The 23424-nt window shown below is 70.6% G+C and carries 22 protein-coding genes and 1 pseudogene; 9 read left to right on the top strand and 14 right to left on the bottom strand.

The window, feature by feature from the left end:
* Positions 1-156: 156 nt before the first annotated feature.
* Together AB0H32_RS21855 and AB0H32_RS21850 are read right to left on the bottom strand one after the other, a co-directional pair.
* Complete coding sequence (locus tag AB0H32_RS21855; protein WP_361123111.1) at positions 157-513, bottom strand: tetratricopeptide repeat protein; 357 nt, start codon at positions 511-513, stop codon at positions 157-159.
* Positions 514-575: 62 nt separating this feature from the next.
* On the bottom strand, positions 576-1055 hold the full coding sequence (locus AB0H32_RS21850) for a MarR family transcriptional regulator (RefSeq protein WP_361123045.1): 480 nt from the start codon (positions 1053-1055) through the stop codon (positions 576-578).
* 378 nt (positions 1056-1433) lie between these two features.
* On the opposite strand from AB0H32_RS21850, the gene AB0H32_RS21845 reads away from it, so the two are divergent.
* Both AB0H32_RS21845 and AB0H32_RS21840 read left to right on the top strand, forming a co-directional pair.
* A complete protein-coding gene (locus AB0H32_RS21845; RefSeq protein ID WP_361123042.1) occupies positions 1434-2033 on the top strand; it encodes an RNA polymerase sigma factor in 600 nt (199 codons plus the stop codon).
* 14 nt (positions 2034-2047) lie between these two features.
* Positions 2048-2452 (top strand): hypothetical protein, encoded by a 405-nt coding sequence (locus AB0H32_RS21840; RefSeq protein ID WP_361123108.1) that lies wholly within the window; start codon positions 2048-2050, stop codon positions 2450-2452.
* Positions 2453-2706: 254 nt separating this feature from the next.
* On the opposite strand, the gene AB0H32_RS21835 is transcribed toward AB0H32_RS21840, so the two are convergent.
* From AB0H32_RS21835 to AB0H32_RS21815, 5 genes are all read right to left on the bottom strand, one after another.
* A complete protein-coding gene (locus AB0H32_RS21835; protein ID WP_361123040.1) occupies positions 2707-3576 on the bottom strand; it encodes a carbohydrate ABC transporter permease in 870 nt (289 codons plus the stop codon).
* Positions 3573-4538, bottom strand: a complete 966-nt coding sequence (locus tag AB0H32_RS21830) for a sugar ABC transporter permease (protein WP_361123037.1) — start codon at positions 4536-4538, stop codon at positions 3573-3575. Before AB0H32_RS21830 ends, AB0H32_RS21835 begins: the two co-directional genes overlap by 4 nt.
* Positions 4532-5896 (bottom strand): ABC transporter substrate-binding protein, encoded by a 1365-nt coding sequence (locus AB0H32_RS21825; RefSeq protein WP_361123034.1) that lies wholly within the window; start codon positions 5894-5896, stop codon positions 4532-4534. Before AB0H32_RS21825 ends, AB0H32_RS21830 begins: the two co-directional genes overlap by 7 nt.
* Positions 5893-6873, bottom strand: a complete 981-nt coding sequence (locus AB0H32_RS21820; RefSeq protein WP_361123031.1) for a GNAT family N-acetyltransferase — start codon at positions 6871-6873, stop codon at positions 5893-5895. The genes AB0H32_RS21825 and AB0H32_RS21820 overlap by 4 nt, the downstream gene beginning before the upstream one ends.
* A gap of 69 nt (positions 6874-6942) precedes the next feature.
* Complete coding sequence (locus tag AB0H32_RS21815; protein WP_361123028.1) at positions 6943-8139, bottom strand: DUF1343 domain-containing protein; 1197 nt, start codon at positions 8137-8139, stop codon at positions 6943-6945.
* A gap of 349 nt (positions 8140-8488) precedes the next feature.
* On the opposite strand from AB0H32_RS21815, the gene AB0H32_RS21810 reads away from it, so the two are divergent.
* The gene (locus tag AB0H32_RS21810; protein ID WP_361123025.1) at positions 8489-8911 is read left to right on the top strand and encodes a hypothetical protein; all 423 of its coding nucleotides are present in this window, start codon (positions 8489-8491) and stop codon (positions 8909-8911) included.
* Positions 8912-8932: 21 nt separating this feature from the next.
* On the opposite strand, the pseudogene AB0H32_RS21805 reads toward AB0H32_RS21810, so the two are convergent.
* Positions 8933-9030: pseudogene (locus AB0H32_RS21805) on the bottom strand.
* A 589-nt stretch (positions 9031-9619) separates the two neighbouring features.
* On the opposite strand from AB0H32_RS21805, the gene AB0H32_RS21800 reads away from it, so the two are divergent.
* Positions 9620-10393: a hypothetical protein gene (locus AB0H32_RS21800; protein WP_361123022.1), complete on the top strand. Its 774-nt coding sequence runs from the start codon at positions 9620-9622 to the stop codon at positions 10391-10393.
* A 213-nt stretch (positions 10394-10606) separates the two neighbouring features.
* On the opposite strand, the gene AB0H32_RS21795 is transcribed toward AB0H32_RS21800, so the two are convergent.
* Positions 10607-11569, bottom strand: coding sequence for a TetR/AcrR family transcriptional regulator C-terminal domain-containing protein (locus tag AB0H32_RS21795; RefSeq protein ID WP_361123019.1), 963 nt, complete (start codon positions 11567-11569; stop codon positions 10607-10609).
* Between the two features lie 186 nt (positions 11570-11755).
* On the opposite strand from AB0H32_RS21795, the gene AB0H32_RS21790 reads away from it, so the two are divergent.
* Entirely contained in the window at positions 11756-12967 is a 1212-nt protein-coding gene (locus AB0H32_RS21790; protein WP_361123016.1) for an FAD-dependent monooxygenase, read from the top strand.
* Positions 12968-13293: 326 nt separating this feature from the next.
* Here AB0H32_RS21790 and AB0H32_RS21785 read toward each other — a convergent pair whose 3' ends face one another.
* Positions 13294-13776 carry a DUF4232 domain-containing protein gene (locus AB0H32_RS21785; RefSeq protein WP_361123013.1) on the bottom strand — a complete coding sequence of 161 codons (483 nt, stop codon included), beginning with the start codon at positions 13774-13776 and terminating at the stop codon, positions 13294-13296.
* Positions 13777-14067: 291 nt separating this feature from the next.
* On the opposite strand from AB0H32_RS21785, the gene AB0H32_RS21780 reads away from it, so the two are divergent.
* The 4 genes from AB0H32_RS21780 (at position 14068) to AB0H32_RS21765 (ending at position 18513) form a co-directional block, all read left to right on the top strand.
* Positions 14068-14463 carry a GntR family transcriptional regulator gene (locus AB0H32_RS21780; RefSeq protein ID WP_361123010.1) on the top strand — a complete coding sequence of 132 codons (396 nt, stop codon included), beginning with the start codon at positions 14068-14070 and terminating at the stop codon, positions 14461-14463.
* Entirely contained in the window at positions 14460-15386 is a 927-nt protein-coding gene (locus AB0H32_RS21775; RefSeq protein WP_361123007.1) for an ABC transporter ATP-binding protein, read from the top strand. Before AB0H32_RS21780 ends, AB0H32_RS21775 begins: the two co-directional genes overlap by 4 nt.
* On the top strand, positions 15383-16411 hold the full coding sequence (locus AB0H32_RS21770) for an ABC transporter permease (protein ID WP_361123004.1): 1029 nt from the start codon (positions 15383-15385) through the stop codon (positions 16409-16411). The genes AB0H32_RS21775 and AB0H32_RS21770 overlap by 4 nt, the downstream gene beginning before the upstream one ends.
* A gap of 725 nt (positions 16412-17136) precedes the next feature.
* Positions 17137-18513 (top strand): glycosyltransferase 87 family protein, encoded by a 1377-nt coding sequence (locus tag AB0H32_RS21765; protein WP_361123001.1) that lies wholly within the window; start codon positions 17137-17139, stop codon positions 18511-18513.
* Positions 18514-18733: 220 nt separating this feature from the next.
* On the opposite strand, the gene AB0H32_RS21760 is transcribed toward AB0H32_RS21765, so the two are convergent.
* From AB0H32_RS21760 to AB0H32_RS21745, 4 genes are all read right to left on the bottom strand, one after another.
* Complete coding sequence (locus AB0H32_RS21760) at positions 18734-20728, bottom strand: hypothetical protein (protein WP_361122998.1); 1995 nt, start codon at positions 20726-20728, stop codon at positions 18734-18736.
* Entirely contained in the window at positions 20725-21636 is a 912-nt protein-coding gene (locus AB0H32_RS21755) for a hypothetical protein (RefSeq protein WP_361122995.1), read from the bottom strand. The genes AB0H32_RS21760 and AB0H32_RS21755 overlap by 4 nt, the downstream gene beginning before the upstream one ends.
* A 192-nt stretch (positions 21637-21828) precedes the next feature.
* Positions 21829-23031, bottom strand: a complete 1203-nt coding sequence (locus AB0H32_RS21750; protein WP_361122992.1) for a helix-turn-helix domain-containing protein — start codon at positions 23029-23031, stop codon at positions 21829-21831.
* A gap of 159 nt (positions 23032-23190) precedes the next feature.
* On the bottom strand, positions 23191-23424 hold a 234-nt coding region (locus AB0H32_RS21745; RefSeq protein ID WP_361122989.1), incomplete at its 5' end, for a hypothetical protein.

Here is a 23424-nt window from a genome sequence, read left to right as displayed (position 1 = left end):
GACCTGGATCCACCGCACGGCGGAAGCGGGCTCGGACGCACCGCACGGCGGAAGCGGGCTCGGACGCACCGCACGGCGGAAGCGGGCTCGGACGCACCGCACGGCGGAAGCGGGCCCGGACACGACGCTTCGGCGGACCGGGCCCCGAACGCGCCCTTACCGCTCCGCAAGCTCCGGGAAGTCGCCCGCCAGCGCCGAGGCGATCCGCAGATGCTGCTCCGCCTCCTCGTGCCGTGCCTGCCGCTGGAGCGTACGGCCCAGCATCAGCCGGGCGTAGTGCTCCACCGGGTCGCGCTCCACGATGCGCCGCAACTCCGCCTCGGCGCGGTGCAGTTGGGCCGAGTGATAGTAGGCGCGCGCCAGCAGCAGGCGCGGTCCGGTCTGCTCCGGCACCTCCTCGATCAGCCCGGCCAGCACCCGCGCCGCGCCCGCGTACTCCTTGGCCTCGAAGAACAGCTGCGCGCGCTCCCAGCGCTCGGCGGCGGTTCCGTGGTCGTAGTACGTGGTCTCCACTTGCGTCTCCACTCGTGACCTCCTTCGGCCGCCACAACCGAGCTGGTTGGTTCAATATTCCACTACTCTGTCGGTGGTCCGCCCGCCGCCGGATCCACAGGTGTGTCGAGCAGCAGCGTCAGATCGTCGGTCAGCTGCCGGGTCCGTGCGCTGTCGAGCCCGCCGAGCGGCTCCAGCAGCTGGGCCAGCAGGCCCTGGACGACGCCGATCGCCCGCCGGGTGGTCTCGCGGCCCCGCTCGGTGAGCGCGAGCTGCACGGCGCGCGGATCGCGCGGATCCCTGGCGCGCTCCAGCAGTCCGGCCGACTCCAGACTGCGGGCCAGCTTGGAGACGTACAGCGGCTCCATCCCGGTGTGGTCGGCCAGTCGCCGCTGGCTCGGCCGCTCCCCGGAGCGCTGCATGCCGTACAACGACGCCACCAGTGAGTACTGGGCGTGCGTCAGGCCGAGCGGTGCCACCGCCCGGTCGACCGCCACCCGCCACTTGGTCGACAGCCGCCACACCAGAAAACCAGGGGTCGCCCCTTCGGATGCCTTGCTCATGCCGGATACCGTACATGGCTACTATCGCCCCGTCCGGGTGGCCCGGCGGGCCCGCTCGCCGCGCCCCGGGCGGTGTGGCCCTGGCCCGGGTGCCGTCCGGGTACCCGGTGGTGAACCCGCTCGGGAAGTTCTGCGGCTGGAGGTGAATCCTTTTCGGCCCTGCCCGTCTCTTATCCCTGTACCGGCCGCGCGGGCCGGTGGATATCGGGAGGAAACACCGTCATGGTCGTTGGCATCGTAGTGATCGGCCTGCTGCTCGTGTCCGCGTGCAGCTGGCACCTGATGAGGCGCTACAAGAAGAGCAGCAGCTGACCAGTGCCTGCGCGCGTGGCCCGTGTGCCCTGCGCGCGTTGCACCTTCCGGGTATGAGTAGGAAACATGAACCGACGCTTCCCCTGGCCGGACGAGCGGCTGATCAAGGCCGCCCAGGACGGCGACGTCGCCTCGCTCGCCACCGTCGTCATGGAATCGCAGCCTCATGTGCGCAAGTTCGCCAAATCGCTGTGCGCGTCACCGCAGGACGCGGAGGACGCGGCACAGGAGGCGCTGATCGTCCTGTACCGGAAGATCGGCACCCTGCGGGCCACCGGCGCGCTCGCCTCATGGATGTTCCGGATCGTGCGCAACGAATGCCTCCGGCAGGTACGGCTGCTCGTCTCGCGGAGCGACGAGAGGGCGGCCGAACCGGAGGCGAGCGCAGAGCCGTCCGCCGAGGACGCGGTGCTGCGCAGGCTGGAGGTGGAGCGGATCGCGGCCGCGGTCGGTTCCCTTCCCCGTGATCAGCGGCAGGTCCTGATCATGCGGGACGTCCAGGGCCTGCCCGGAAGTGTCGTCGCCCGGTCGCTCGGTCTGAGCACCGCCGCGATGAAGTCGCGGCTGCACAGGGCCCGCGCAGCACTGCGTCACTCACTGGCACTGACCGATCAGGCATCCGATCGAGCAGTCGATCAATCAGCCGGAGGAGAGTTACGACCGTGAACACCCTGAACACCGTGAAGTCCACGAAGAGCACGCAGGGCATCGCCGCTGCGAGGCCCGCGGCGCCCAACTTCGCCAGCAAGTCCGTGCCGCGCCATCTGGCGCGCGGTGTCATCGGTTTCGGGCTGATCATCGGCTCGATCGCCCTGGTGCCCGTCGCCGGCCCGGTCACCCTGCTGGCGGCCCCGCTGGGCCTGATCGCCTTCCGTGGCTGCCCCACCTGCTGGATGGTCGGGCTGGCGCAGACCATCTCCCGCGGCCGTCTGGAGCGCAATTGTGTCGACGGAGTCTGCACCCTCACCAAGGCGGACCCGGCCTACGAGACTACGGCCAACAAGACTGCGGCCAAGCAGACTGCGGCCAAGCAGACAGCGGCCAAGCAGACAGCGGACATCACCGTCCCGGTGGGCCACCGGTGACCACCCCACTCCCTCCCGCGAACCGTGTGCCGGTGCAGTCTGCCCCCGGCCCGGGAGGGGAACGTCGGTCCGCCCGGACCAGGGCGGAGGCACCGATGGTCTTCCGGTCCCGGTGACCCGTAGTTCGTATCTCTTTCGGGTTGAGTTCTACGAATTTCCGGCGAGCGGCCCGGACTTCCTGATCGGCACGAGTGAGGACGGGTCCCCCGGAACCCGTGGAACAGGGCGCCGAAAAGGGTGAACGCCGCGACTCCTCACTTGAGGCCGCTGAGCATGACACCGCGGATGTAGTACTTCTGCAGCAGCAGGAAGAGGGTCAGGATCGGCAGGATGCTGAGGACGAGGCCGGCCATGACGATGGGCATCGTGCGGTTCGGGTCGACGTTGTCCTGCAGGAGCTGAATGCCGACGGGCAGGGTCATCACGGCCGGGTTGGCGGTCGAGACGAGCAGCGCCCAGATGTACTCGTTCCAGGCGTCGACGAAGGTCAGCAGCCCGAGCGTCACCACGACCGGCCTGGTCTGCGGCACCACGATCCGCCACCACACCGCGAACTCGCCGGCCCCGTCGATGCGCGCGGCCTCCAGGACCTCGTCCGGGATCGAGACCATGAACTGGCGCATCAGGAAGATCCCGAAGCTGCTGACGAGGAACGGCATGGCGAGCGCCACGATGCTGACGGTCAGCCCCGCGCCCCCGCGCCCGAACAGGTCGTTGCCGCCCGCCAGCGGCCAGTGCACCAGGATCAGGAAGTGCGGGACGAAGAAGAGGAACGGGGGGAACATCATCGTCGACAGCACGAGGCGGAAGACGAAGTCCCTGCCGGGGAAGCGGAGTTTGGCGAGCGCGTAGCCGGCGAGCGACGACGTGAGCAGCACCGACCCGGTGATCACGGCGGTGGCGACGACGCTGTTGCGGAAGAGCACCGGCAGATCGAGCTGGTCGATCGCCGCCCGGTAGCTGGACAGGTCGAAGGCCCTGGGCAGGAACCGGTACGGCAGCGTGCCGGCCTCGCCGGGCCCCTTGAAGGACGTCATCACCATGTCGAGGAACGGCACCACCGTGAGCACGGCGCCGGTCACGACCACCAGATACGACAACCACGGGAAGCGGCGGCGGTTCATGCGTCCTCCCCCTTGCGCTGGAAGATCCACAACTGCACCAGGGTGACCACGAGGACCACCACGAACAGCACGAAGGCGGCGGCGCTCGCCGTGCCCCAGTCGCCGTACGAGAAGGCCTGCTGGTACATCTCCAGTGCGGCCACATTGGTCGCGTCCCCCGGCCCGCCCTTGGTCATCACGATGATCAGCGCGAAGGACTGCAGGCCGGTGAGGAACTGGGTGATGCACACGAACAGCAGGGACGGCCGCAGCAGCGGCAGCGTGATCTTCCAGAAGACGGTGACGGGCCCGGCGCCGTCGAGCGCGGCGGCCTCGTAGTACGACTCGGGAATGGACTTCAGCCCGGCGGTCAGCACCAGGATCGCCGAGCCGACCGAGGCCCAGGCCTGTACGACCACGACCGCGGGCAGCGCGGTGTCCGGGTCCTGCAGGAACGCCACCGAGCCGAGCCCGAGGGCGTTGAGGGCGCCGTTGACGAGGCCGCCCGGCTCGTACATGTACTTCCACACGTTGCCGACGGCGACGACGGTCGTGACGATCGGCAGGAAGTACAGGGTGCGCCACAGCCCCTGGAACCGCAGTTTGTCGATGCAGGTGGCGACGACCACGGAGCCGGCGAGCGCGAGGACGACGGTGCCGAGGGCGAACAGCAGCGTGTTGGTGAGGATCGGCGCCAGGAACGTCGATCCGTCGGCGAAGAGGCCGGTGAAGTTGTCGAGGCCGACCGGACGGATGCCGCCGAGGTCGAACCCGGCCCAGCGGGACATCGACAGCAGCAGCGCGAAGCCGAGCGGCAGGACCAGGAAGACCGCGAAGAACAGCAACGTCGGCGCAAGGAAGAGATAGGCGACGACGGCCTGGCGGCGCCGGTGCGCGTTCCGCCTGCGGACGTCGTCGCCGCGCCCGGCGGACCACGGGCCGCTCACCCGCTCGGCCGTCTCCGGCACCAGGGCGTTCACCATGAGCGCGACACCTCCTGATCGACCTGCCGGCGTGTGGTGCGCAGTGCCTCGTCGACCGACTGCTGGCCCGTCCACAACGCCTCGATGTTCTTGCGCAGCAGCGACTTGGCCTGCTGCGCGCCCGGCACGTTCGGCTCCGGCACCGCGTACGCCAGCGCGTCCAGGAACGGCCGCAGATTCGGATCGCCGCCCTCGCCGAGGAGCGTGTGCATGTCGTCGGCGCGGCCGGTCAGGGAGCCGACCGACACCTGCAGTGAACTCATCCGGGTCGCCGCAGGACCCTTCGCGGCGCTCTTCACCGGCACCCTCGCGGCGCTCTTCACACGCACCTTCTCGGCGTTGAGCCAGCGCAGGAACTCCCAGGCCTCGCGCGGGTGTCTGCTCGCCGTGTTGACCCCCAGCATGAAGCCGGTGGAGAGCGTGGCGCGTTCGTCGTCCGCCCCGGGGACGGGCACGGGCGCGACGCCGACATCGCGGTAGTCCTTGCCCATCACGGACTTCAGCGTCCCGGTCCACCAGCCGGCGCTGACCACCATGGCGACCTGTCCGGACGCGAACGCCTTGTAGACGTTGACGCCGGGGGCGCTCGCGCCTTCGGCGACGAGCCGGTGCTCCAGTTCGAACACGGCCCGGCCGGCCGGTGAGTCGATGGCGGTACTCCTTCCGTCCGCGGAGACGAACCGTCCGCCGGCGGCGTTGAGCAGGGCGAGCGTCTGGCCGACGGTGGTGGAGTCGTCGAAGGTCGACAGCCCGAAGCCCTGGACCAGCGTGTTGCCGTACCGGTCCCGGCGGGCGGTGCGGTAGGCCGCCTCCTCCAGCTCCCGCCAGGTGCGCGGGGGCCCGTCGATGCCGGCTTCGGTCAGCAGCCGCCTGTTGTAGTAGAGGGCGTACGTCTGCACCTCGGTGGGGTAGCCGTAGACCTTGCCCCGCACCGACGAGGAGCCGACCGCGGCCCCGCGGTAGCCGCGCCTGATCTCCTCGGCGTACTCGGACGGAGCGGGCCGCAGGACACCGGCCCGGACGAGCTGACCGTTCCACAGGCAGTACGGGTGGAGGATGTCGGTGCCCTGGCCCGCGGCCTGCCGGACCATGAACGTGGTCAGCAGGTCCGTGAACTCGACGGCCTTCGTGCGCACCTTGACCCGGTCGTGCCGGGCGTTCCACTCGTCGACCGGGCCCTGCAGGGCCTCCTTGAGGGCTCCGCTCGCGTAGTGGGAGAGCAGGGTGAGGACGATCGGATCCCCCGGCCGACCGGTGCCCTCGTGCGGTGCGGCGCATCCGGAGGCGAGCAGCGCCGAAGGGAGCGCGAGCGCGAAGTGACGGCGGCTCAGGCCCCCGCAGCGGCGTGACGGCGTCATCGGGTGATCTCCCGGCGCATCACACGGAACACCCGGGTGGTGGTGAAACCGGCCTTGCGGTACAGGTGACCCGCCGGGGACCGCTCGCCGGTCCACAGGAACCACGCGGAGTGCGCACCCCGCGCCCGCATCCGCTCCAGGACCAGGTGGAGCAGGACCTTGCCGAGTCCGGTTCCGCGCATCTGCTCCAGCACACCGAAGGGGCCGAACCGCTCGTCAACCGACTCGTACGCGCCGTGCATCGCCCAGCCGACCAGGCGGCCCGAAGGGTTCCGGGCGACGACGATCCTGTCGAGCGGCGTGCCCGAGGCCAGGCACTCCCTGATCGCGCGCGCCCAGTCCGGGTTGAAATGGCTCCCGGCGAGCGCGACCAGCTGCACCAGGTCGTCGTCGGACGGGGTGACGAACCGGTAGCCCTGTGCCGTCAGTTCGTCCAGGCGGCACGCGACGTCCTCGGGGAAGCGATAGCCGACCAGGCCCCGGTCCATCGCCGCGGCCTCGTACAGGGTGCGAAAGCCCAGTGACCGAAGGAGCCCGTCCGCCTCCGGGTACGCATCGGCGTCCAGGCCGGGGAGGACGTAGTTCGGGGTGTACGAGGAGAAGTCCACCCGGGTGCGGCCGTGGCTGTGCAGCCAGTCGAGGGCGTCGGTCAGCAGCCGGCGGCCGAGACCGCGCCCGCGGGCGGCCGGGTCGACGAAGAAGAACGGGATCCAGCCCTGCTCCGGCTCCAGGTCGGTTCCGGTCATCGGCGTCAGACGGCGTACCGCATAGGCCGCGCCGACGACGCGGTCGCCGTCGCCGGCGACCCGAAGCCCCTCCGGATCGAAGTTGGCGTCGAGCAGCACCAGGGAGCGGAAGCGGTCCGGGGCGATGGGGTCTGCCGGCGCGCTCCGGCGCCACGCGCCCACCACCTGCGGTCCGTCGCCCGCGCGAAAGCCACGAATCTCGGCCCGGGACGTCGTCGTGCGATCGGTCATCGACGGGGGTGTCCTTCCATGCGCAGGTCGCGGGGGCAGCGCAGCAGGTCGCGCGGTGGGGCAGGGGTCTCAGGGGTAGAGCAGCGCTTCGTCGCCGGCCCACCGGCCGGGCGGCGCGGGCGGATCGCACAGCGGCAGCGGGTCCTCGCCAGCGTCGACGGCGCGCCGCAAACGGTCCGATCCCCACAGAAGGTCGATGAAGTGCCGGTGGGCGGTCCCCTCCGTGTCGCCGTCCGCGGTGCGCCAGGCGAAGCCGTCCGGGTACAGCCGCCGCAGCGTGGCGAGCATCGCGACGGCGGTCCGTACCGGAGCGAACGCCTCGCGGTCGGTGATGTGGAGCTGGACCCCGCGCAGCGGCCGACCGGCGTGTTTGTGGAACGTCGGTACGTACCGCAGATCACGGAAGTGCACTCCGGGCAGGGCCAGTTCGGCGAGCGAGGGGGCGAACCGCGCGTCGATGTACGGTGCGCCGACGATCTCGAACGGCTGCGTGGTACCACGGCCCTCCGAGACGTTCGTACCCTCGAACAGGCAGGTGCCGGGGTAGACGGCGGCAGTGGCGGGTGTCGGGATGTTCGGCGAAGGCGCGACCCACGGCAGACCGGTGGCCTCCGCGCCCATGGCGCGCCGCCAGCCGATGGCCTCGATCACCGTCAAGTCGGCTGCGGTGCCCGCCACTTGGGGAACCGCCGAGGCGTTGAGATGCCGGGCGAGTTCACCGCAGGTGAGCCCGTGCCGGACGGGGAGCGCGGCGCGCCCGACGAAGCTGGCCCACCGAGGGTCGAGCAGCGGGCCCTCGCTGACGAGCCCGCCGAGGGGATTGGGCCGGTCGGCGACGACAAACCGCACGCCCGTACGGGCCGCCGAGACCATCAGGTCGAACATCGTCCACACGTAGGTGTAGAACCTGGCCCCGATGTCCTGCAGGTCGTACACCAGGGCGTCGACGCCGCTGTCGCGGAGCAGCCTGTCGAGGCGTTCACCGCTGCGCCGGTACGTGTCGTGGACCGGCAGACCGGTGGTGGGGTCCGTCTGGTCCGCCTCGCTCTCGCCGGCCTGGGCAGTGCCGTGCAGTCCGTGCTCGGGACCGAACAGGGCGACCAGGCGCGTGCCGGCTTCGAGCAGCGCGGACGCGGCCGGACGCAGGTCGGGGAGGAGGCCGGTGTGGTTGGTCACCAGCCCCAGCCGGCCGGGCCCGGCGAGTCCGGGCGACGCGTGCAGTCGTGCGATCCCGGTGGTCACCGCGACGCGGTCGTCCGTGCTCATCCTTGGGCCCCCTCTGCCGGTGACATCTCGAAGCGGTTGTCCGAAATTTACTGGTATGTATGGGAATGTAGCAATGATCTGCTGACAGTTCGTGCCGACGGCGGCCGAGGGGTCTTCCGTGGCGGCCGGGGGAGTGCGGCGGGGCGGCCTGCGCCGGAGCGCCCCGGGAGGAAGCTGTGTGCGGCCGCCTGGCATCCGCTGCCGGTGGTCCACATGGCAGGATTCACGAGGCCGAGCAACCGGCGCGAGCTTCGTGCCGGTTGCGGAGCGCCTGCGCCGGTGACCTCGCCGGGGCTCGTGCGACCGTTCGTCGGCCCGTCCGGTCCCGGAAGGCAGATAGGCACTGACCATGACTGCTGAGTGGTACGTCCTCATCGAGGAGGACACTCGAGTGACAGAGCACGTCGAGGGCCAGCAACTCAGGGTGCACCGCTGGAAGTTGGTGGGCACTCACCACATCGGGGGCGATGAGGGACAGGCCGTGGCAGCGGCCGAGGATGCGGCTCTGCGCTACGTGCCACAGGTTCTTGCCCGGCACGCCCGGCCGGGAGACGAGCCGGCACGGTATGCCTTTCTTGCCCGGGACGGTGCGTGGGTGGTGCTGGTGAGGCAGCGGCACCGTGAGTGCCACATACGGGTGACCACGGCGCGACTCGTGCATGCACGGGAGGAGAGAGAGGCCCCGCCCAAGAGTCTGAAGGATAGGTTCCGCGGCGCCTTGGAGGGTCCGCCGCCTCTTGAGAAGCCGTGGGCGCCGCCCGGCAGGGCCTGAGCTGGGCGCCAGGGGCCGTACTGGCGGAGAGGGCAGGATTCGAACCTGCGTGGGCCTCGTGAGGCCCGACCTCGAGGCGTGCTCGTTGGTCCCCGATCAGCCGCTCCGGGCACCTCTCCTCGTTCCCGGCCCCGGGTGACCCGTGCCGTTCACGTGAACAAGACTGGCAGGGCTCCCTGACGGGGGCCTGACGTGCCTCTGATGCGACCTGCCGGTCGCCGGGATTCCCGGGTGACTCGCCTGCCGATGGGGTGAGTTGCCGATCCAGTACGTCCAGAACCCGATGTCCTCTCCCCGGCGCGCGGTCCTGTCGCCGTCTCCTCGGCACCTCGGCCGGCAGATCCTTCAGGGGACCGCCTGCTCGGCGCGGCGTCGCCGCAGTCGCTGTCCCACGATCACCGCGTCCCCCAAGCGTGGCGATGGCGTGGCCGACGCCGCAGAGCGAGCTGCCGAGAGCGTCTCGGCCGGGCCCCGGCGACAGACACGAAGGCCCGGATCGAGCTCGGCGCCGACGAGAAGGCCACAGGCCTGTTCGTCCCCCGTGTGCGCGTCCTCCCTCCGCCTACCGGCTCGATGAGCCTGAGCAGCGATTTCGTCCGGTGGACGGGGAGACGGCGAGGCCGGCCGGGTCAGCCGGGCGGAGCATCCGTTGCGCCGGATGCCCCGTCAGAATGCGGGCCGCATCCGCTTGGCCACAGGATCGTGATCATGCGGATATCCACGGTGACCCCGTCCCCTCGTCGGCCGATGCGGCGCGGCGGTGTGCGTCATGCCATAGGTGCGGCTCTCGCCTGCGGCGTCCTGCTGGCCACCGGCACGGGATGCGGCCACGGGACCGAGCGGAAGGCCCCCGGCGGTGCACCGGGTGCGGTGTCCGCTTCTCCCGGCGAGGCTGTGGGCACCCGCCTTCCGGGCGTCGGAGACCGGATGCGGGAGCTGATACCGGCCAGTGCCAGGCAGGCGGTGGTGGTCTACGGCGACCGCCGGGATTCGCCCGACAGCCTCGCCGTCCTCTATGAGAAGCGGGGCCCGACCTGGGAACGAACGGCAGCCTGGCCCGCGCACAACGGCAGGTTGGGCTGGACGACGGACCACCGGATGGATGACGAGCGCAGTCCCGTCGGCGTGTTCACCCTCACCGACGCGGGAGGCACGCTCAAGGATCCCGGGAGCCGGCTGGAGTACTGGCAGGACGACAACGCCTACGCGTCCATGCTGAACCCCGAAGAAGCCCACGCCCATGACTTCGACTACGTCATCGCCATCGACTACAACCGGCTCAAGGGTGCTCCGCCCTTCGACTGGAGCCGGCCCGACGGAGTGGAGAAGGGCGGGGGAATCTGGCTGCACATGGACCACGGTGACGGCACGTCGGCCTGCGTCACCGTCCCGGAAGCCGGCATGAAGACCCTCCTGCGCGTCCTGGATCCCGCGCTGTACCCCGTCGTGGTGATGGGAGACCGGGAGCGGTTGAAGGTGTGAGTCCGCGCAGTCCGATCTCCCGGCGCCGCTCCAGGACGCAGACGACCATCGTGCCGGCCACCCTGATGCCGCCCACGGTGCGACCGAGGTCGGCGCCCTGGGTACCGGCACCGTGATGACCCTGCGACTGCCGGCGTGACGCCGTGGTGCCGACAGCGCGTCGAGACGAGGTGCGGGCCCGTGCATCGGGTCCGCGAATCGGGCCGGTGGCGTTCAACCGGCGGAGCACTCGTCGAGAAGTGGGGCGAGGCCGTCGAGGAGGCGCTGGAGGCCGAACTCGAAGAGGGCGTCGAGATCGAGGTCGTAACCGGCCTTCGCGAGGCGGGAGAGCGCGGGGAACCGGCCGGCGGCCAGAATCGCGAGGAGCGCGGGCTCCTGGGTGTCCATCCACTCCTCGCTGTCGAGACCGCTGTGCGCCTCGGCCTCCCGTTCTGTCTCCAGATTGACGGCGATTCCACGGGCGTAGTTGAGCAGCATGAGGTGCGCGGTGAAGGCGGAGTGCAGGTCGAGTCCGTGCGCGTTCAGGGTGCTGAGCATCCACTCGCTGTACGGCAGTGCCGAAGTGATCATCTGGGGGCGGGTCACCGACAGGGCCGGTGCGAGCCACGGGTGGCGGCGGAACAGGTCCCAGAGCTGCCGGGCCGCCAGCTCGATCCCCTCCCGCCAGCCCGCGGGCGGGCCGGCGGGCAGCGGGTGCCCCGCGATGACCGTGTCCATCATCCGCGTCAGCAGGTCGTCCTTGTCGGCCACGTGCCGGTACAGCGACATGGTGGCCACCCCCAGCTCGGCGGCCACCCGGCGCATCGAGACAGCGGCCAGCCCTTCCGTGTCGGCGACCGTGACGGCGGCGGCGATGATCCGTCCGAGTGTGAGCGCCGCCCGGCCCGACGGTGCATCGGGCGCCCCGCCGGGCCGCGGGGCGGCCGCGGGGCGGGCGTTGCGTACCGGGCGGCTCGGGGCCTCCACGACCGTCCCGACACCGGGGACGGCGCGGACCATGCCCTCGTGGCGCAGTTCGGTGAGCACCTTGGTCGCGGTCGCCATGGCGACGCCCCACTCCTTGGTGATCTCCCGGGTCGAGGGCACGCGGTCGCCCGGCGCCAGTTCGCCCGTCTCGATCTGCCGCCGCAGTTCGGCCACGATCTGCCTGTAGCGCGGTACCACCTGTCCGCTCACCGACACCCTCCGCACTAGTGCACCTGGATGGGTGCCATCCTAGCCGCCGATGCCGGACGATGCCCGCGCGAGCGCCTTCCGCCTGTATCTGTGCTAGTGCAGTACTAGTGCAGTACTGGCCAACACCCTGCGATGAAAGACAGTTTCGCGCTTGCTTGCCCTATGCGTACGTCGTACGCTCGCATCATGCCGAACGACGAGATACTCATCTGCGGTGCCGGCATCGCAGGGCCTGCGCTGGCGTACTGGCTACGCAGGAGAGGCTTCACGGTCACGATCGTGGAACGCGCGCCGACGCCACGGCCGGGCGGACAGACCGTCGATCTGCGCGGTGCCGGCCGCACCGTGATCGAGCGGATGGGCCTGATGGACCGGGCCAGGGCGGAGAGCGTCGACCAACGCGGCCTCGCGCTCGTCGACGCCTCGGGCCGTACCACCGCGCGTGTGCCCGCCGACAGCTTCGGCGGCGAGGGGATCGTCTCCGAGATCGAGATCCTCCGTGGCGATCTGGCCCGTCTGCTGTACGAGTCCACTCTGCCGGACACGGAGTACCTGTTCGACGACACCGTCACCGGGATCGCTCAGGACGCGGACGGGGTCACCGTCACTTTCGAGAAGGCCGCCACTCGCCGATTCGGGCTGGTCGTCGGCGCCGACGGACCGCACTCCGTGGTGCGTGCGCTGGCCTTCGGCCCGGAGCGGGAGTTCGTCCACCCGCTCGGCCTCTACACGGCCTGGTTCACCGCCACCGACGACTGGGATCTCGACGGCTGGTACCTGATGCACAACGCGCCGGGCGGCCTGGTCGTCTCCGCGCGGCCCGGCCGCGTCCCCGGCGAGATCAAGGCCGGCCTCAGCTTCCGCTCGGCACCGATCGCCCACGACCGCCGCGACGTCCCCGCCCAACAGGAGCTCGTGGCCCAGCGTTTCGCCCGCGTCGGCTGGGAGACTCCACGCCTGCTGCGGGCGATGCGCCATGCCCCGGACTTCTTCTTCGACTCGATGGGCCAGGTCCGCCTCGACCGCTGGTCGCGCGGCCGTGTGGCGCTGCTGGGCGACGCCGGATACTGTGCGACGCCGCTGACCGGCCTGGGAACCAGCCTTGCTCTGGTCGGGGCATACGTACTGGCCGGTGAAATCGCCGCTGCCGAGGGCGACCACCGGGTCGCCTTCCGCGGTTATGACGAGGTGATGCGCCCTTACGTGAGCCAGGCCCAGCAGCTCCCGCCGGGCGGTGCCTCGGGATTCGCGCCGTCGGGCCGGCTCGGCATCCGACTGCGGGATCTCTCCATGCGGCAGATGACCCGCTGGCCGATGCGGAACCTGCTCGCGGCGCAGTTCGCCAAGGCCGGGGACATAGCACTGCCGGAGTACGGTCTCGCCGCGGACACACGGTGAGCGGGCTCGGCCGCGGGGAGTGGTGTCACTCGGTCGGCCTGCAGCAGCCGATGGGGGCTGCGGCGAGGACGACGAAGGCAGGGAAGTGCTCCGCCCTTCGGCCCGGAGTGCAACAAGCGCCGCAGCAGCGTGGAAGCATGGTCCCGGCTTTCTCAGAGCGCATGGCGTGGGTTCGTTCGACTCACCGGACCTCGGCACCCACCGCGAGGGCAGCCGCGTAGAAGCTGTCCGCGGCGGCGCGGTCGGCTGCGGTGAATGCTCGCCGGGCGCAGCGGCACACTCCGGTGCTCCGGCTCATCGGACGCGCTCCGGCCGGGTCGGGGCGCCTATCGCTGATGCGGTGGGCCGATCTCGATGGTGTCCTCGCATATCTGGGCGTTGAGGTGGTGGCCCTTCGCGTCGGTCAGGTACGTGGAGGTTCCGTAGTCGTGCGGAGCGGGGTGGGGTGGCGTCACATAGAGGGACGGGGTGAGGTCACCCGTGATGAAGCAGTACCCGTCGGGAAGGCCGTAGGGGTTGTAGAAGACCGGGAAGTCGATCGTGCGGCCCGGGTTCAGCACCACCCGGGCCGCCTTGGCCTTCTTCGGCTTCGACGTTGTGCCCTGCGCCTTGCCCACCTGGGCGTCGAGCTCCGGGTAACCGTCGAAGGCGCAGGGTTGTGAGCCGGTGTTCCTGGCGCTGAGCGTCGCCGCCGGTGCGCCTCGCTCCTTGCCGGTCACGCGCGTCAGTTTCCAGCGCAGGTGCGGTGTTCCGCAGGCGGCGGCGCTGTTGTGATCGCCGCAGGCGACCGTCCCCAGCAGAACCGCCATGCTGAGTACGGCGACCGTTGCTGTCCTTCGTGCCGTCAAGACATCCCCCCGTGGAGAGGCACCCTGCCTCTGCGGGCAGAAAGATGCGGTGCCTTCGGAGAAGGTTCCGGCCCGTGGGGTGGCACTCCTGGCAGGACGACTCCGGCAAGCCGCGCGGGCAGCACCCTGCGAGAACGCTGACAGCCGCCGGCGGGCCTGCGCACAGGGGCCCGGCCGGGGCACCTCCTTGACAGCTGCACCTGCTTCGGTCCACCCTTTCACTACTTAATTAGTGAAAGGGCGTTGGCCCGGATGATCGAATATCGCATCGACCGGCGCAGCGGGATCGCCACCTATGTGCAGATCGTCCAGCAGACCAAGCAGGCTCTGCGCCTCGGTCTGCTGGAGCCGGGTGACAAGCTTCCCGCGGCCCGGGAGGTCGTGGAGGCCACGGCGGTCAACCCGAACACGGTGCTCAAGGCATACCGGGAGCTGGAGCGGGAGGGGTTGGTCGAGGCTCGGCGGGGGCTCGGCACGTTCGTGCGCAGGTCGCTCGGCGCCGCACCGGGCGACTCTCCGCTGAGAGCCGAACTCGCCGAGTGGGCGATGCGTGCCCGGGCTGCCGGCCTGGAGCGGGACGACGTCTCGGCGCTCTTTGCTCTCGTGCTGGACGAGCACTTCGAGCCCACTGGAAGGGATCAGCGATGACGAGGACTGCCATCGAGGCGGCCGGGCTGGGCAAGTTGTTCCGGCGGCGCGGTGGTTGGGCGCTGCGTGACTGCACATTCCGGCTGCCCGCCGGACGTGTCTGCGCGCTCGTGGGTCCCAACGGCGCGGGCAAGTCGACGCTGCTCGCCCTGGCGGCGGGGCTGATCGCCCCCAGCGGGGGTTCGATCACGGTGCTCGGCGGGCACCCGGCCCATGCCAGGCCGAGCATCGGTTACGTTGCTCAGGACAAGCCGCTGTATCCGCAGCTCACCGTCGCCGAGACGCTCCGCATGGGTGCCGACCTCAATCCCGGCCGCTGGGACGCGGCCACCGCGGAGCGGGTCGTGACCGGCGGAAACCTGGACCACGGGGCCCGGATCCGCTCGCTCTCCGGCGGCCAGCGCACCCGCGTGGCTCTCGCCCTCGCCCTGGCGAAGCGGCCCGAACTGCTGCTGCTGGACGAGCCGATGGCCGCCCTCGACCCACTGGCCCGGCACGAGCTGATGGGTACCCTCATGGCCACAGCCGCCCAGTACGGCACCACGATCGTGATGTCCTCGCACGTGATCGCGGAGCTGGAGGACTCCTGCGACCACCTGCTGCTGATCGGCGACGGCCGCGTCCGCCTGGCAGGCGACATCGACGACCTGCTGGCCGCCCACACCCGGATCACCAGCCCCGCACGTGAGACCGCCACGGGCGCTGTCCGCGACCTGGGCCCGAGCACCGTGGTGGAATCCCGTACCACCGGCCGTCAGTTCACCGCCCTCATCCGCCCCGCGGGCCCCCTGCCCGGCGACTGGCAGACCAGAGAACCGTCCCTGGAGGAGCTGGTTCTCGCCCACCTGCGCAGCCCGGCAGCGCCACCACTGACTCTCGGCCCCACACCCACCCCCGCCATGTCCCAGGAGACGACCGCATGACCGCCCTTGCCTCCACCGCCCCCGCGGCCACCCGGCGCTCTTCCGCCGAGCCCCGCCAGACCCGGTGGCTGCTGCGCCTGCACCGCCCGGCGCTGTGCGTCTGGGCAGGGCTTGTGATCGTGCTGTCGGCCGCACTGCTGTGGCTGTGGGGCCCGCTCACCGACGCTGCTGCGGCGGCATGGCGGCACTACGACGCATGCGGCATGGCAGCGAAGTGCACCTACGACCAGCCCGCGATCCTGCGCTACAAGGATGTCTACCTGTACTCCACGGTCGCCGTCCTCGCCGTCCCGTTCCTCGTCGCAGCCTGGGCCGGTGCCACGCTGACCAGCAGAGAGCTGGAGACGGGCACCGCCCGGCTGACCTGGACCCAGTCGGTGTCCCCGGCCCGCTGGCTCACCGCCAGGCTCGCCGTCCCGGCCGCCCTCATCGCCGTGGGCACCAGCCTGCTGGTCGGGCTGCACCACCTCGCCCGGTCCGCCGGGCAGGGGCGCATCGACACCGTCGAGGCCTGGTACGACCCCCCGGCCTTCTATGCAGGCGCGCCCCTCACCGTCGCCCTGGCTCTTGTGGGCCTCGCCGTCGGCGCCCTGGCGGGCCTCGTCTGGCGCCGCTCCCTGCCCGCCCTCATCACCTCCGTGGTCGCCACGGCCGGCGTGTTCGTCATCATTCACCTGGCACTGCCCCACCTGTGGCCCAGCGTGACCCGTATCAGCAGCCTGAGGCTCTCCGCCCCGGCAGGCAGTGGTCTGACGGTCGACGAGGGCGTCCTCACCTCCACAGGCGCCCGGCTGCCCGACCCCTACTGCGGCAGCATCCTCTGGGCGCCGTGCCGCGCCAGGTACGACAAGCTCGACGCCGTCAGTTACTACCGCGACTACCACCCCCTCCGCGACTACTGGCCGCTCCAGCTCACCTCGACCGCTCTCACCCTCGCCGTCGGTGCCTTGCTGGTCCTCGCCGCGTTCCGCCTGCTGAAGCGTCATACCGGTGGGACCCCGCCCCGCGAGAAGACCCCCGCATGACCGCCGGTCCTCGCCATCCGCAGCCGGCCCGGCGAACCGGCGGGCAGCACGAGGCCTCCGACCGGCGGCGGACGACCGCCTCCCGCCACCCCACCCCGCGATCACACACCGCGCGGCTCGTGCACAGCGGCGCTGGGAACACCGAGATGTCGCGCAGCATGCGCGACCCCGGGGTCGAAGCTGCGGAGACGATGCCAAGATCCCAGTGAGAACCAGCGGCGAGATCGCCGTCGCCGCCTCGCAGAACACCTGGCACGTCGACGCGTAGTCGGGTTCGTCGACGTCGAACGCGGCGGCGGGTCCGCAGACCTGCGCGACGACGACCGCGAGGCACCACCGCACGAGCCGTTCGTGCGGTCGGCGGCCTCCACCGCGGCGGACCGCGCATCGTCGTCGCCGACCGGGCCACCGAAGCCCAGCTCCGGGACGTCCCCGTCGCGGGACCACCGTCGTACCCCCGGGGCCGTGATGCGGAACGCGCTTCGGACGTAATCCGGCGCCGGACGGACGGCCCTCCCCGCGGTCCCCTCAACGATCCTCATGCCCCCATGCCCCCATGCCCCCATGCCCCCATGCCCTCATGTCCTCATGTCCTCATGTCCTCTTCAAGGGGTTGATATCTGATGCCACAAGCCGGTCGGAAACAGGAGTCGGAGGCTTGCTCCGCAAGCCAGTCCCCTCGCGGCAGGCGGCGGTGGGACTGGCCGGTGCTGGTGGTGTGCGCGGTGTCGGCGCTCGTGGTGGGGCTGCTGTCTCCCGCCGACACGTCGCAGAAGGTATGGGGTTCGGTCGCCGCAGTGGGATACGGCTGCGCCGCCCTGGTCGCAGCGAGGTCGTCGACGCCGTGGGCCCGTACCCCCGCCGTGATCGCGGTCATCGGTGCAGCTGCCATGCCCCTGCTGTACCTGACGGTGATCGGCAGGGCGCAGATGGAGGTCGGCGTGGTGGAGCGCGCGGCCGGGCTGCTGTTCTCCTCCGGAACTCCGTACAACACCGCGCCGCATGCGGTACGCGACTTCAATCCCTACCTTCCCGGCATGGCGCTCTTCGGGATACCGCACATGCTGTTCGGCGACACCCCGTTCACCAGCGCCCGCTTGTGGTTCCTCGCCGGCTTCCTCGCAGCCGTAGCCGCTGCCGTGCGGGTGTTGACCAGGGGCCGGGACATCGGTATCGGTCCGGACGGCACCGCGCCCGGCGCCACCGGGCGGACGGGCGTCCTGTGGCTGATCGCCTGCCCCGTCGTCGCGCTGCCGCTCACCATCGGTGGCGTGGACCCGCCGGTCGTCGGATTGATCTGCCTGGCCCTGGCCCACACGCACCGCGGTCATGCCGGGCGCGCGGGCCTGGCCATAGGGGCGGCCGCCGCCCTGAAGTGGACCGCCTGGCCGGCCATCCCGGTGATCGTCGCCGTGTTCGTGGTGTGCGGCGCCAGGCGTGCCGCGTTCAAGTGCGCGGCAGCTGCCACGGGGGTCGCCGTGCTCACCATCCTGCCCGTGGCCCTGGTGGACAGCGGTGCGTTCTGCCAGAACGCAGTCCTCTATCCGCTGGGTCTCGGACGCACGGCGTCTTCCGCTCAGAGCCCCTTGCTCGGTCACCTGATCGTTGCGCTGGTTCCCGACGGGAAGGCTGTCACACTGGCCCTCATCGGGCTGAGTGCCCTGGGCGTAGGGGTGTCGCTGCTGGTCCGTCCGCCACGCAGCACCATTGCCGCCGCCGACCGACTGGCCCTGGGGCTGACCCTGGCGATAGCGCTCTCCCCGGCCACCCGCATCGGCTACGCCATCTACCCCATCGTCCTGCTCGCCTGGCCCCGCTTCACCGCCGGCCTGTCGGCGGACCGCCCCGCCGCAGACCATGACACGAGCGAACCGGCACAGCACCAACGGACCCTGGAGAGCCGACTCTGTCCCGCCACTGCCACGGGCAAGCCCCTGCCACGGCACCGAACCCTGGCCGGCCGTCATGTCCACCACCGGTCTCACCGGACGAACCTACGCCATCAGAACACCGAGCCCCAGACAGCCGAAGACCGGCGAACACCGCCCGCCAAGCAGCGGCAAACCGCTCGTCGTCCGCAAAGGCGACCCTCGGGGGAATGACCTCGCCGGTGCCGGCATCGATCTGATCGCTGGTCATGTCGAAGCCAGCCTGGGGTCATCGGGGCGGGCGATCCTGCCTTCTCCGGTTCAGGTTCCCCCTCGCCGCCCCGTTCACGGCGCTGTCGGGACTCCACCAGTGGTCGAGGGCGAGGCCCACGGCCGCCTGGTGGTGTCGCCACTGCAGTGGTCCTCAGGGGCCGCCCCCCGCCTTGCCGAACTCCTATTCCTCGTCGCCGTATTCTTCGTACTCCTCTGCGATGTCATCGAGATGGCTGCAGAGCTCGTCGTCGAGGGGGCTCTCGTCGGCCCACCAGGGGGCGGCCTGGCCCTTCCCGGAGGACTCCTTGATGAGCGAAGGGGCGACCGCATTCATCCAGGGGTAGGCCTCGGCCGCTTCGACCTGTGTGTCCCAGTCGTCGGGGTCGAAGTCCATTTCTTCGATGTCGCGGATCCTGGGAACGGGCACCTGCAACTGCTCGTGCTTCACCATCCAGGTGTTGCGGAAGAAGTCGAACTGCAGGTGGCAGCAGTCGTCCGTCTCGGAGAAGACGATCGGTGGGACGAGGAAGTGTGCCGCATCGACCTTGGCAGCCACATCGATGTAATTCGGGGGCGTACCACCGGAGTTCCAGCAGGCCGCGAAGTTCACCGGGGTGAGTGACTCCTTGCCGAGAACGTGAATCTGGTTGCCCCGGACCATGAACTTCTCCGGGTCGAGAACGACGTCCTGGCCGAGCATGAGGATGGGCGCCGGCATGATGTGCGCCTTGGCGAAGGTCTGCGCCGACTCGTTGAGGTCGATGATCTCGCCGAAGCGTGTGGCCTCGAAATTGCCCCAGTCGTGGAACGGGCAGCAGGCGTCGTTCGGCTCTTCGGAATCGGGGAAGAGCAGGGTTTTGTCGAAGGCCGCGACCGCCTCCTCCGCGGCGCGGTCGCTGCCCTCGCCGCGCTGACGGGCGAGGAAGCCCGGGATCCAGTCCGTGCCCTTGGCCTCGATGACGGACGACTCGCATGCGTCACGGAATGCCCGCTCGCCGAGTGTGCAGTTGAAGTAGTCGAGCAGGGTGATCGCGGCGCACTCGGTGAGCGAGAGCCCCTGGTTCTTGGCGAACCAGAAGTCGTAGCCGTTCGCGACGAAGTCCACGCCACGGAACCGCTTGTGGACGAACGGCTCGCTCGGGACGTCACCGGCGGTCAGGCCGCTCCAGTGCGCGGCGGCCACCTGGTTGTAGTAGGAGTCGGCGTGCCGGGCGAGTTCCGGGGCGAAGACGCTCTCGCCGGTCAGGTAGCAGGCCTTGCTGAACAGCGCGCCGATCCCCGGGTCGTGCGCAACCTCCGACTCGGGCTGATGGAAGATCAGTTCAGTGCGCAGGAAAACCTTGCGGCCGTCGCGGTACGGCGCGCCCTCGTGCTCGTACCGCTGGTCGAAGACGACGCAGGTGAAGGCCTCGATGTCGGTGAGCGTGGTGCCCCCGGTAAGGTCGAGTGCGGACTCGCCGGAGCCGCCGGTGAGGTAGAGCAGCAGCGTGTACCGGGAGACGTGTCCGCGGGCGGCGTCGTAGTAGGGCGTGTCCCGGTGATGGTGGAAGTTGGCGTCTCCAGGATCGAAGCGGTTGCAGCGGAACACGGGGTTGACGTGCGAGAAGCCGTCGAGCACCGCTTCGGGCAGTGCCGTGGACAGCGCCTTGGTGAGCGCGTCGGCCAGCAGCGCCGAGTGGAAGATGAAGCGTTCGCCGCCGCGAGAGCCGGAGTTGAGCGGCGGGACGTAGAGGTTCAGCTCGTCCAGTCCCTCGATGCGGCCGCGGGCGTCGTCCGGCAGGTGCAGCTGCGCCGCGTAGGCGTCCTGTGCGAGCTCCACGGGCTCGGCGAGTGCGAGGTCCAGGGGAACGTTCTCGAAGAGCCGGTCCAGAGGCACGATGTTCTCGAAGGTGCGAAAAGACAGTTCGCGTGGGTCCACGAACACGGCAGCCAGGTGCGGCGCGTCCTTGCTGGGCCGGGCGAACAGCTCGCGCGCCGCCTCCTCGAGGCGCTCTGCGTCGACGAATCGCACCGCCTTGAAACGTGCCGTCGGGTGCCAGGAGACCGCCAGCCCGTCGATCACGGCGGTGGCCTCGGTGTCGGTCTCGTCGACCTCGGTGCGGAAGCGGGCCACCTCGTCCTCGGAGGCCGAGCCGGTCGAGAGGGCAAAGAAGCGGTCGCGGAGTTCCGTGCTCACACGCTCCTCCAAAAGCTGCGCAGGGTGGTCGGGAGCTGCGGGGCGGACGCCAGCTTCTCGGCACCGGCGTCGGAGACGTCCTGGCGATGGAGCAGGAGGCGCTTGAGGGACCCGGCGAACGGCGCATCGATCAGGGCCTGTGCGCCGCCAACGCCGATCTGGTTGTACCGGAGGTCGAGCTCCTCGAGCCGCTCGAAGCGGGCCAGCGCCCGCACACCGTCGCCGGTGATCCGGTTGTGCTGGAGGTGCAGCCGCCGGACGTCGCCGAAGTTCCCGGAGGCGGCCAGGGCTGCCGCGCCGTCGCTGCCGATGCCGCAGTAGCGCAGGTCGAGCGTCTCGATCCGCCCCGCCGAGGCCGCGGCGGCAAGGCTCTTGGCGCCGGGGTCAGCGATACGGAAGTACGAGAGGTCCAGTTCGCGGATCCCACCGAAGTCGAGGTCCGTGAGGGCACCGGCTTCATGAGGTGGTGGCGGGAGCGGCATGTCGTTCTCGTCGAAGTCGGGCTCGTCGCTCCAGTACTCGGCGTCCGCTTCCTCCGCAGCGGTGCCCGGCCGGATGCGCAGCGCGGTCACGAAACGGCCCTGCAGGGCCACGGCCATGCGTGCAGGTGCCTCCTGTGACCAGTCGACGGCCACCTTGGTGGCAAAGCCGTACCGGCGAGCGACGGCCTCCACGCCTTCCGGCAGTTCGGCCTCCCAGCTCTCCTGATGTTGCTGCGTCAGCTGGTCGATCTCGCGCTGCAGCGCCTCGCGTCCGTCATCCCGCACCTCGCGCGCGAGGCGCAGTTCCAGCTCGACCAGTCTGCCCCGGGCGTCGTTCCGCTCCAGCAGCATGTCGCTGTAGGCACGCCAGGCGGCGAGGTCGTCCGGGTCCTCGCGCAGCGCTTGTTCCAACGGCGTCGTTCCCATGGGAAGCACTCTAGGGACGGCCACTGACAATCGGCCGGGCTGCTGTCCGCGAAGGCGGCCACGACCGCTTGACCTGCACAAAGGGTCTCCGTACCCCGACGCTGAGGAGAGGATTTCCCGCATCGACCGCCTACCGCCGCTGTCGTGGTGACGGGTCCGCCACGGCACGCAGTGCGCGCCGCCCCGGCCGGCTCACACGCTCTCGGAGGGAGGTGGAAGCAGGCGCAGCGCATGCAGGGCCACGGAGAGATCGGTGACCGCGCGGGGGTCCTGGAGGGAGCGGCCGGTCAGTTCCTCCAGTCGACGCAGCCGATAGCGCACGGTGTTGCGATGGCAGTACAGCCGCCGGGCCGCACCGGCTGCCGAACCGCCCGCCGCGTACCAGTGTTCCAAGGTCTCCAGCAGCCGATTCCGTTCCTCGGACGGCAGTTCCAGTACGCGTGCGAAGACAGCCCCCGCGATCCTGGTGGCCTCGTCCGGTGACGAGGCCACCAGCGCGGCGACCGGGCTGTCGTCGAACCGGACGACACCCGCCGCCTCCCGCCGCACCCGGGCCAGCGCGAGACGGGCCAGGCGCAGGGCCCGGGGGGTGTCCCGCAAGGCACGGTAGGCGGGGCTGAGGCCCACCCTCGACGCGGCAAAACCGCCGAGGATGCGCAGGGCGGCGTCCTCGGCGCCCGGGCCACGGGTCGCCATGACGCCGATCTGAACGTCGGGCAGCAGCCGCCAGGCCGACCGGATCTGCTCGGCCGGCAGCCGCGGCTCGATGCCGGGCAGCGCTTCCCGGCCCGGCGCGGGGACACCGGCCGCCACCACCACGAAGGGCCCCTCGGCCGGCAGGCCGAGTGCGTCGGCGGCTTCCCAGAGGGTGGTGCGGTCGGTGAGCACGCCCGTGAACAGGGCCTCGACCAGCACGGACCGCTCACGATCGCGCTGGAGCAGCAGTTCCGAGGCCGTTTCCCGGTAGGCGTCGCTGGCCGCCGCCGCCAGACCTTCGTTCACCCACCACGCGGCCAGGGACACGATGGTGTCGGTGGTGACCGCGTCCGCGGCACGGGCTTCGGCCGCCAGCTCGGACCACAGGAACTCGGAACCGACGCGGTAGGCGTGCAGCAGTTCCGCCAGCGGCGCTCCCTCGCGTGCCGCTCTGCGCCCCGTTTCCTGAGCCGGCTCCATGCCGACCGCGGTGCCGGCGGCCAACTGCCCGAAAACAAGCTCGGCATTGCGCCGGCAGGAGGCGGTCAACTCCTCCAGGGTGACGGGCCCTTCGCCGCCGTAGTAGCCGACCTCCGCGCGGATGCGGCGGGCCATGCGGACGCCCAGATGCTGCGCGCGGCTCAGCAGGGCGGCCGCGACCGGTGCGATCGCGGCAGGAGGCGGCGGTGGGGAGCTCATGACCGGCAGGCTACAAAGAGGCGCGCAGCACACAGGGAGGTTGTGCACGGGGACAACGCAGCCGTCGTACCGCTGTGTTCGGGTACATGGCCTGCCGCGCGGGGGGACACGACGATGTCGGCAACGTTACCGGCCGGTACCGGACCTGCGTTTCCGTCGTCACACCTCCCCAGGAGCAACCGTGCCCAGAGCCGTACCGACGAGCACACCCACCCCGCAGGGCGCGCTGCGCGCGAAGCACGCCGAGGGCGCGCGGAGCGCGAGGCCCGCGCGGAGCGCGAACGCGTCCAGGTACCGGAGCGCGAACGCGTTCAGGAAATGGGCGTCCGCCCTCGCCGGTGGCATGCTCCTGGCCACCGCCACCGCCACCGCCACCGCCACCGCCACCGCCGC

The sequence above is a fragment of the Streptomyces sp. NPDC020362 genome, from assembly GCF_040642095.1.
Classification (GTDB): Bacteria; Actinomycetota; Actinomycetes; order Streptomycetales; family Streptomycetaceae; genus Streptomyces.
The sequence above is the reverse complement of the archived record's forward strand: the minus strand, read 5'-3'. Positions and strand labels throughout refer to the sequence as shown.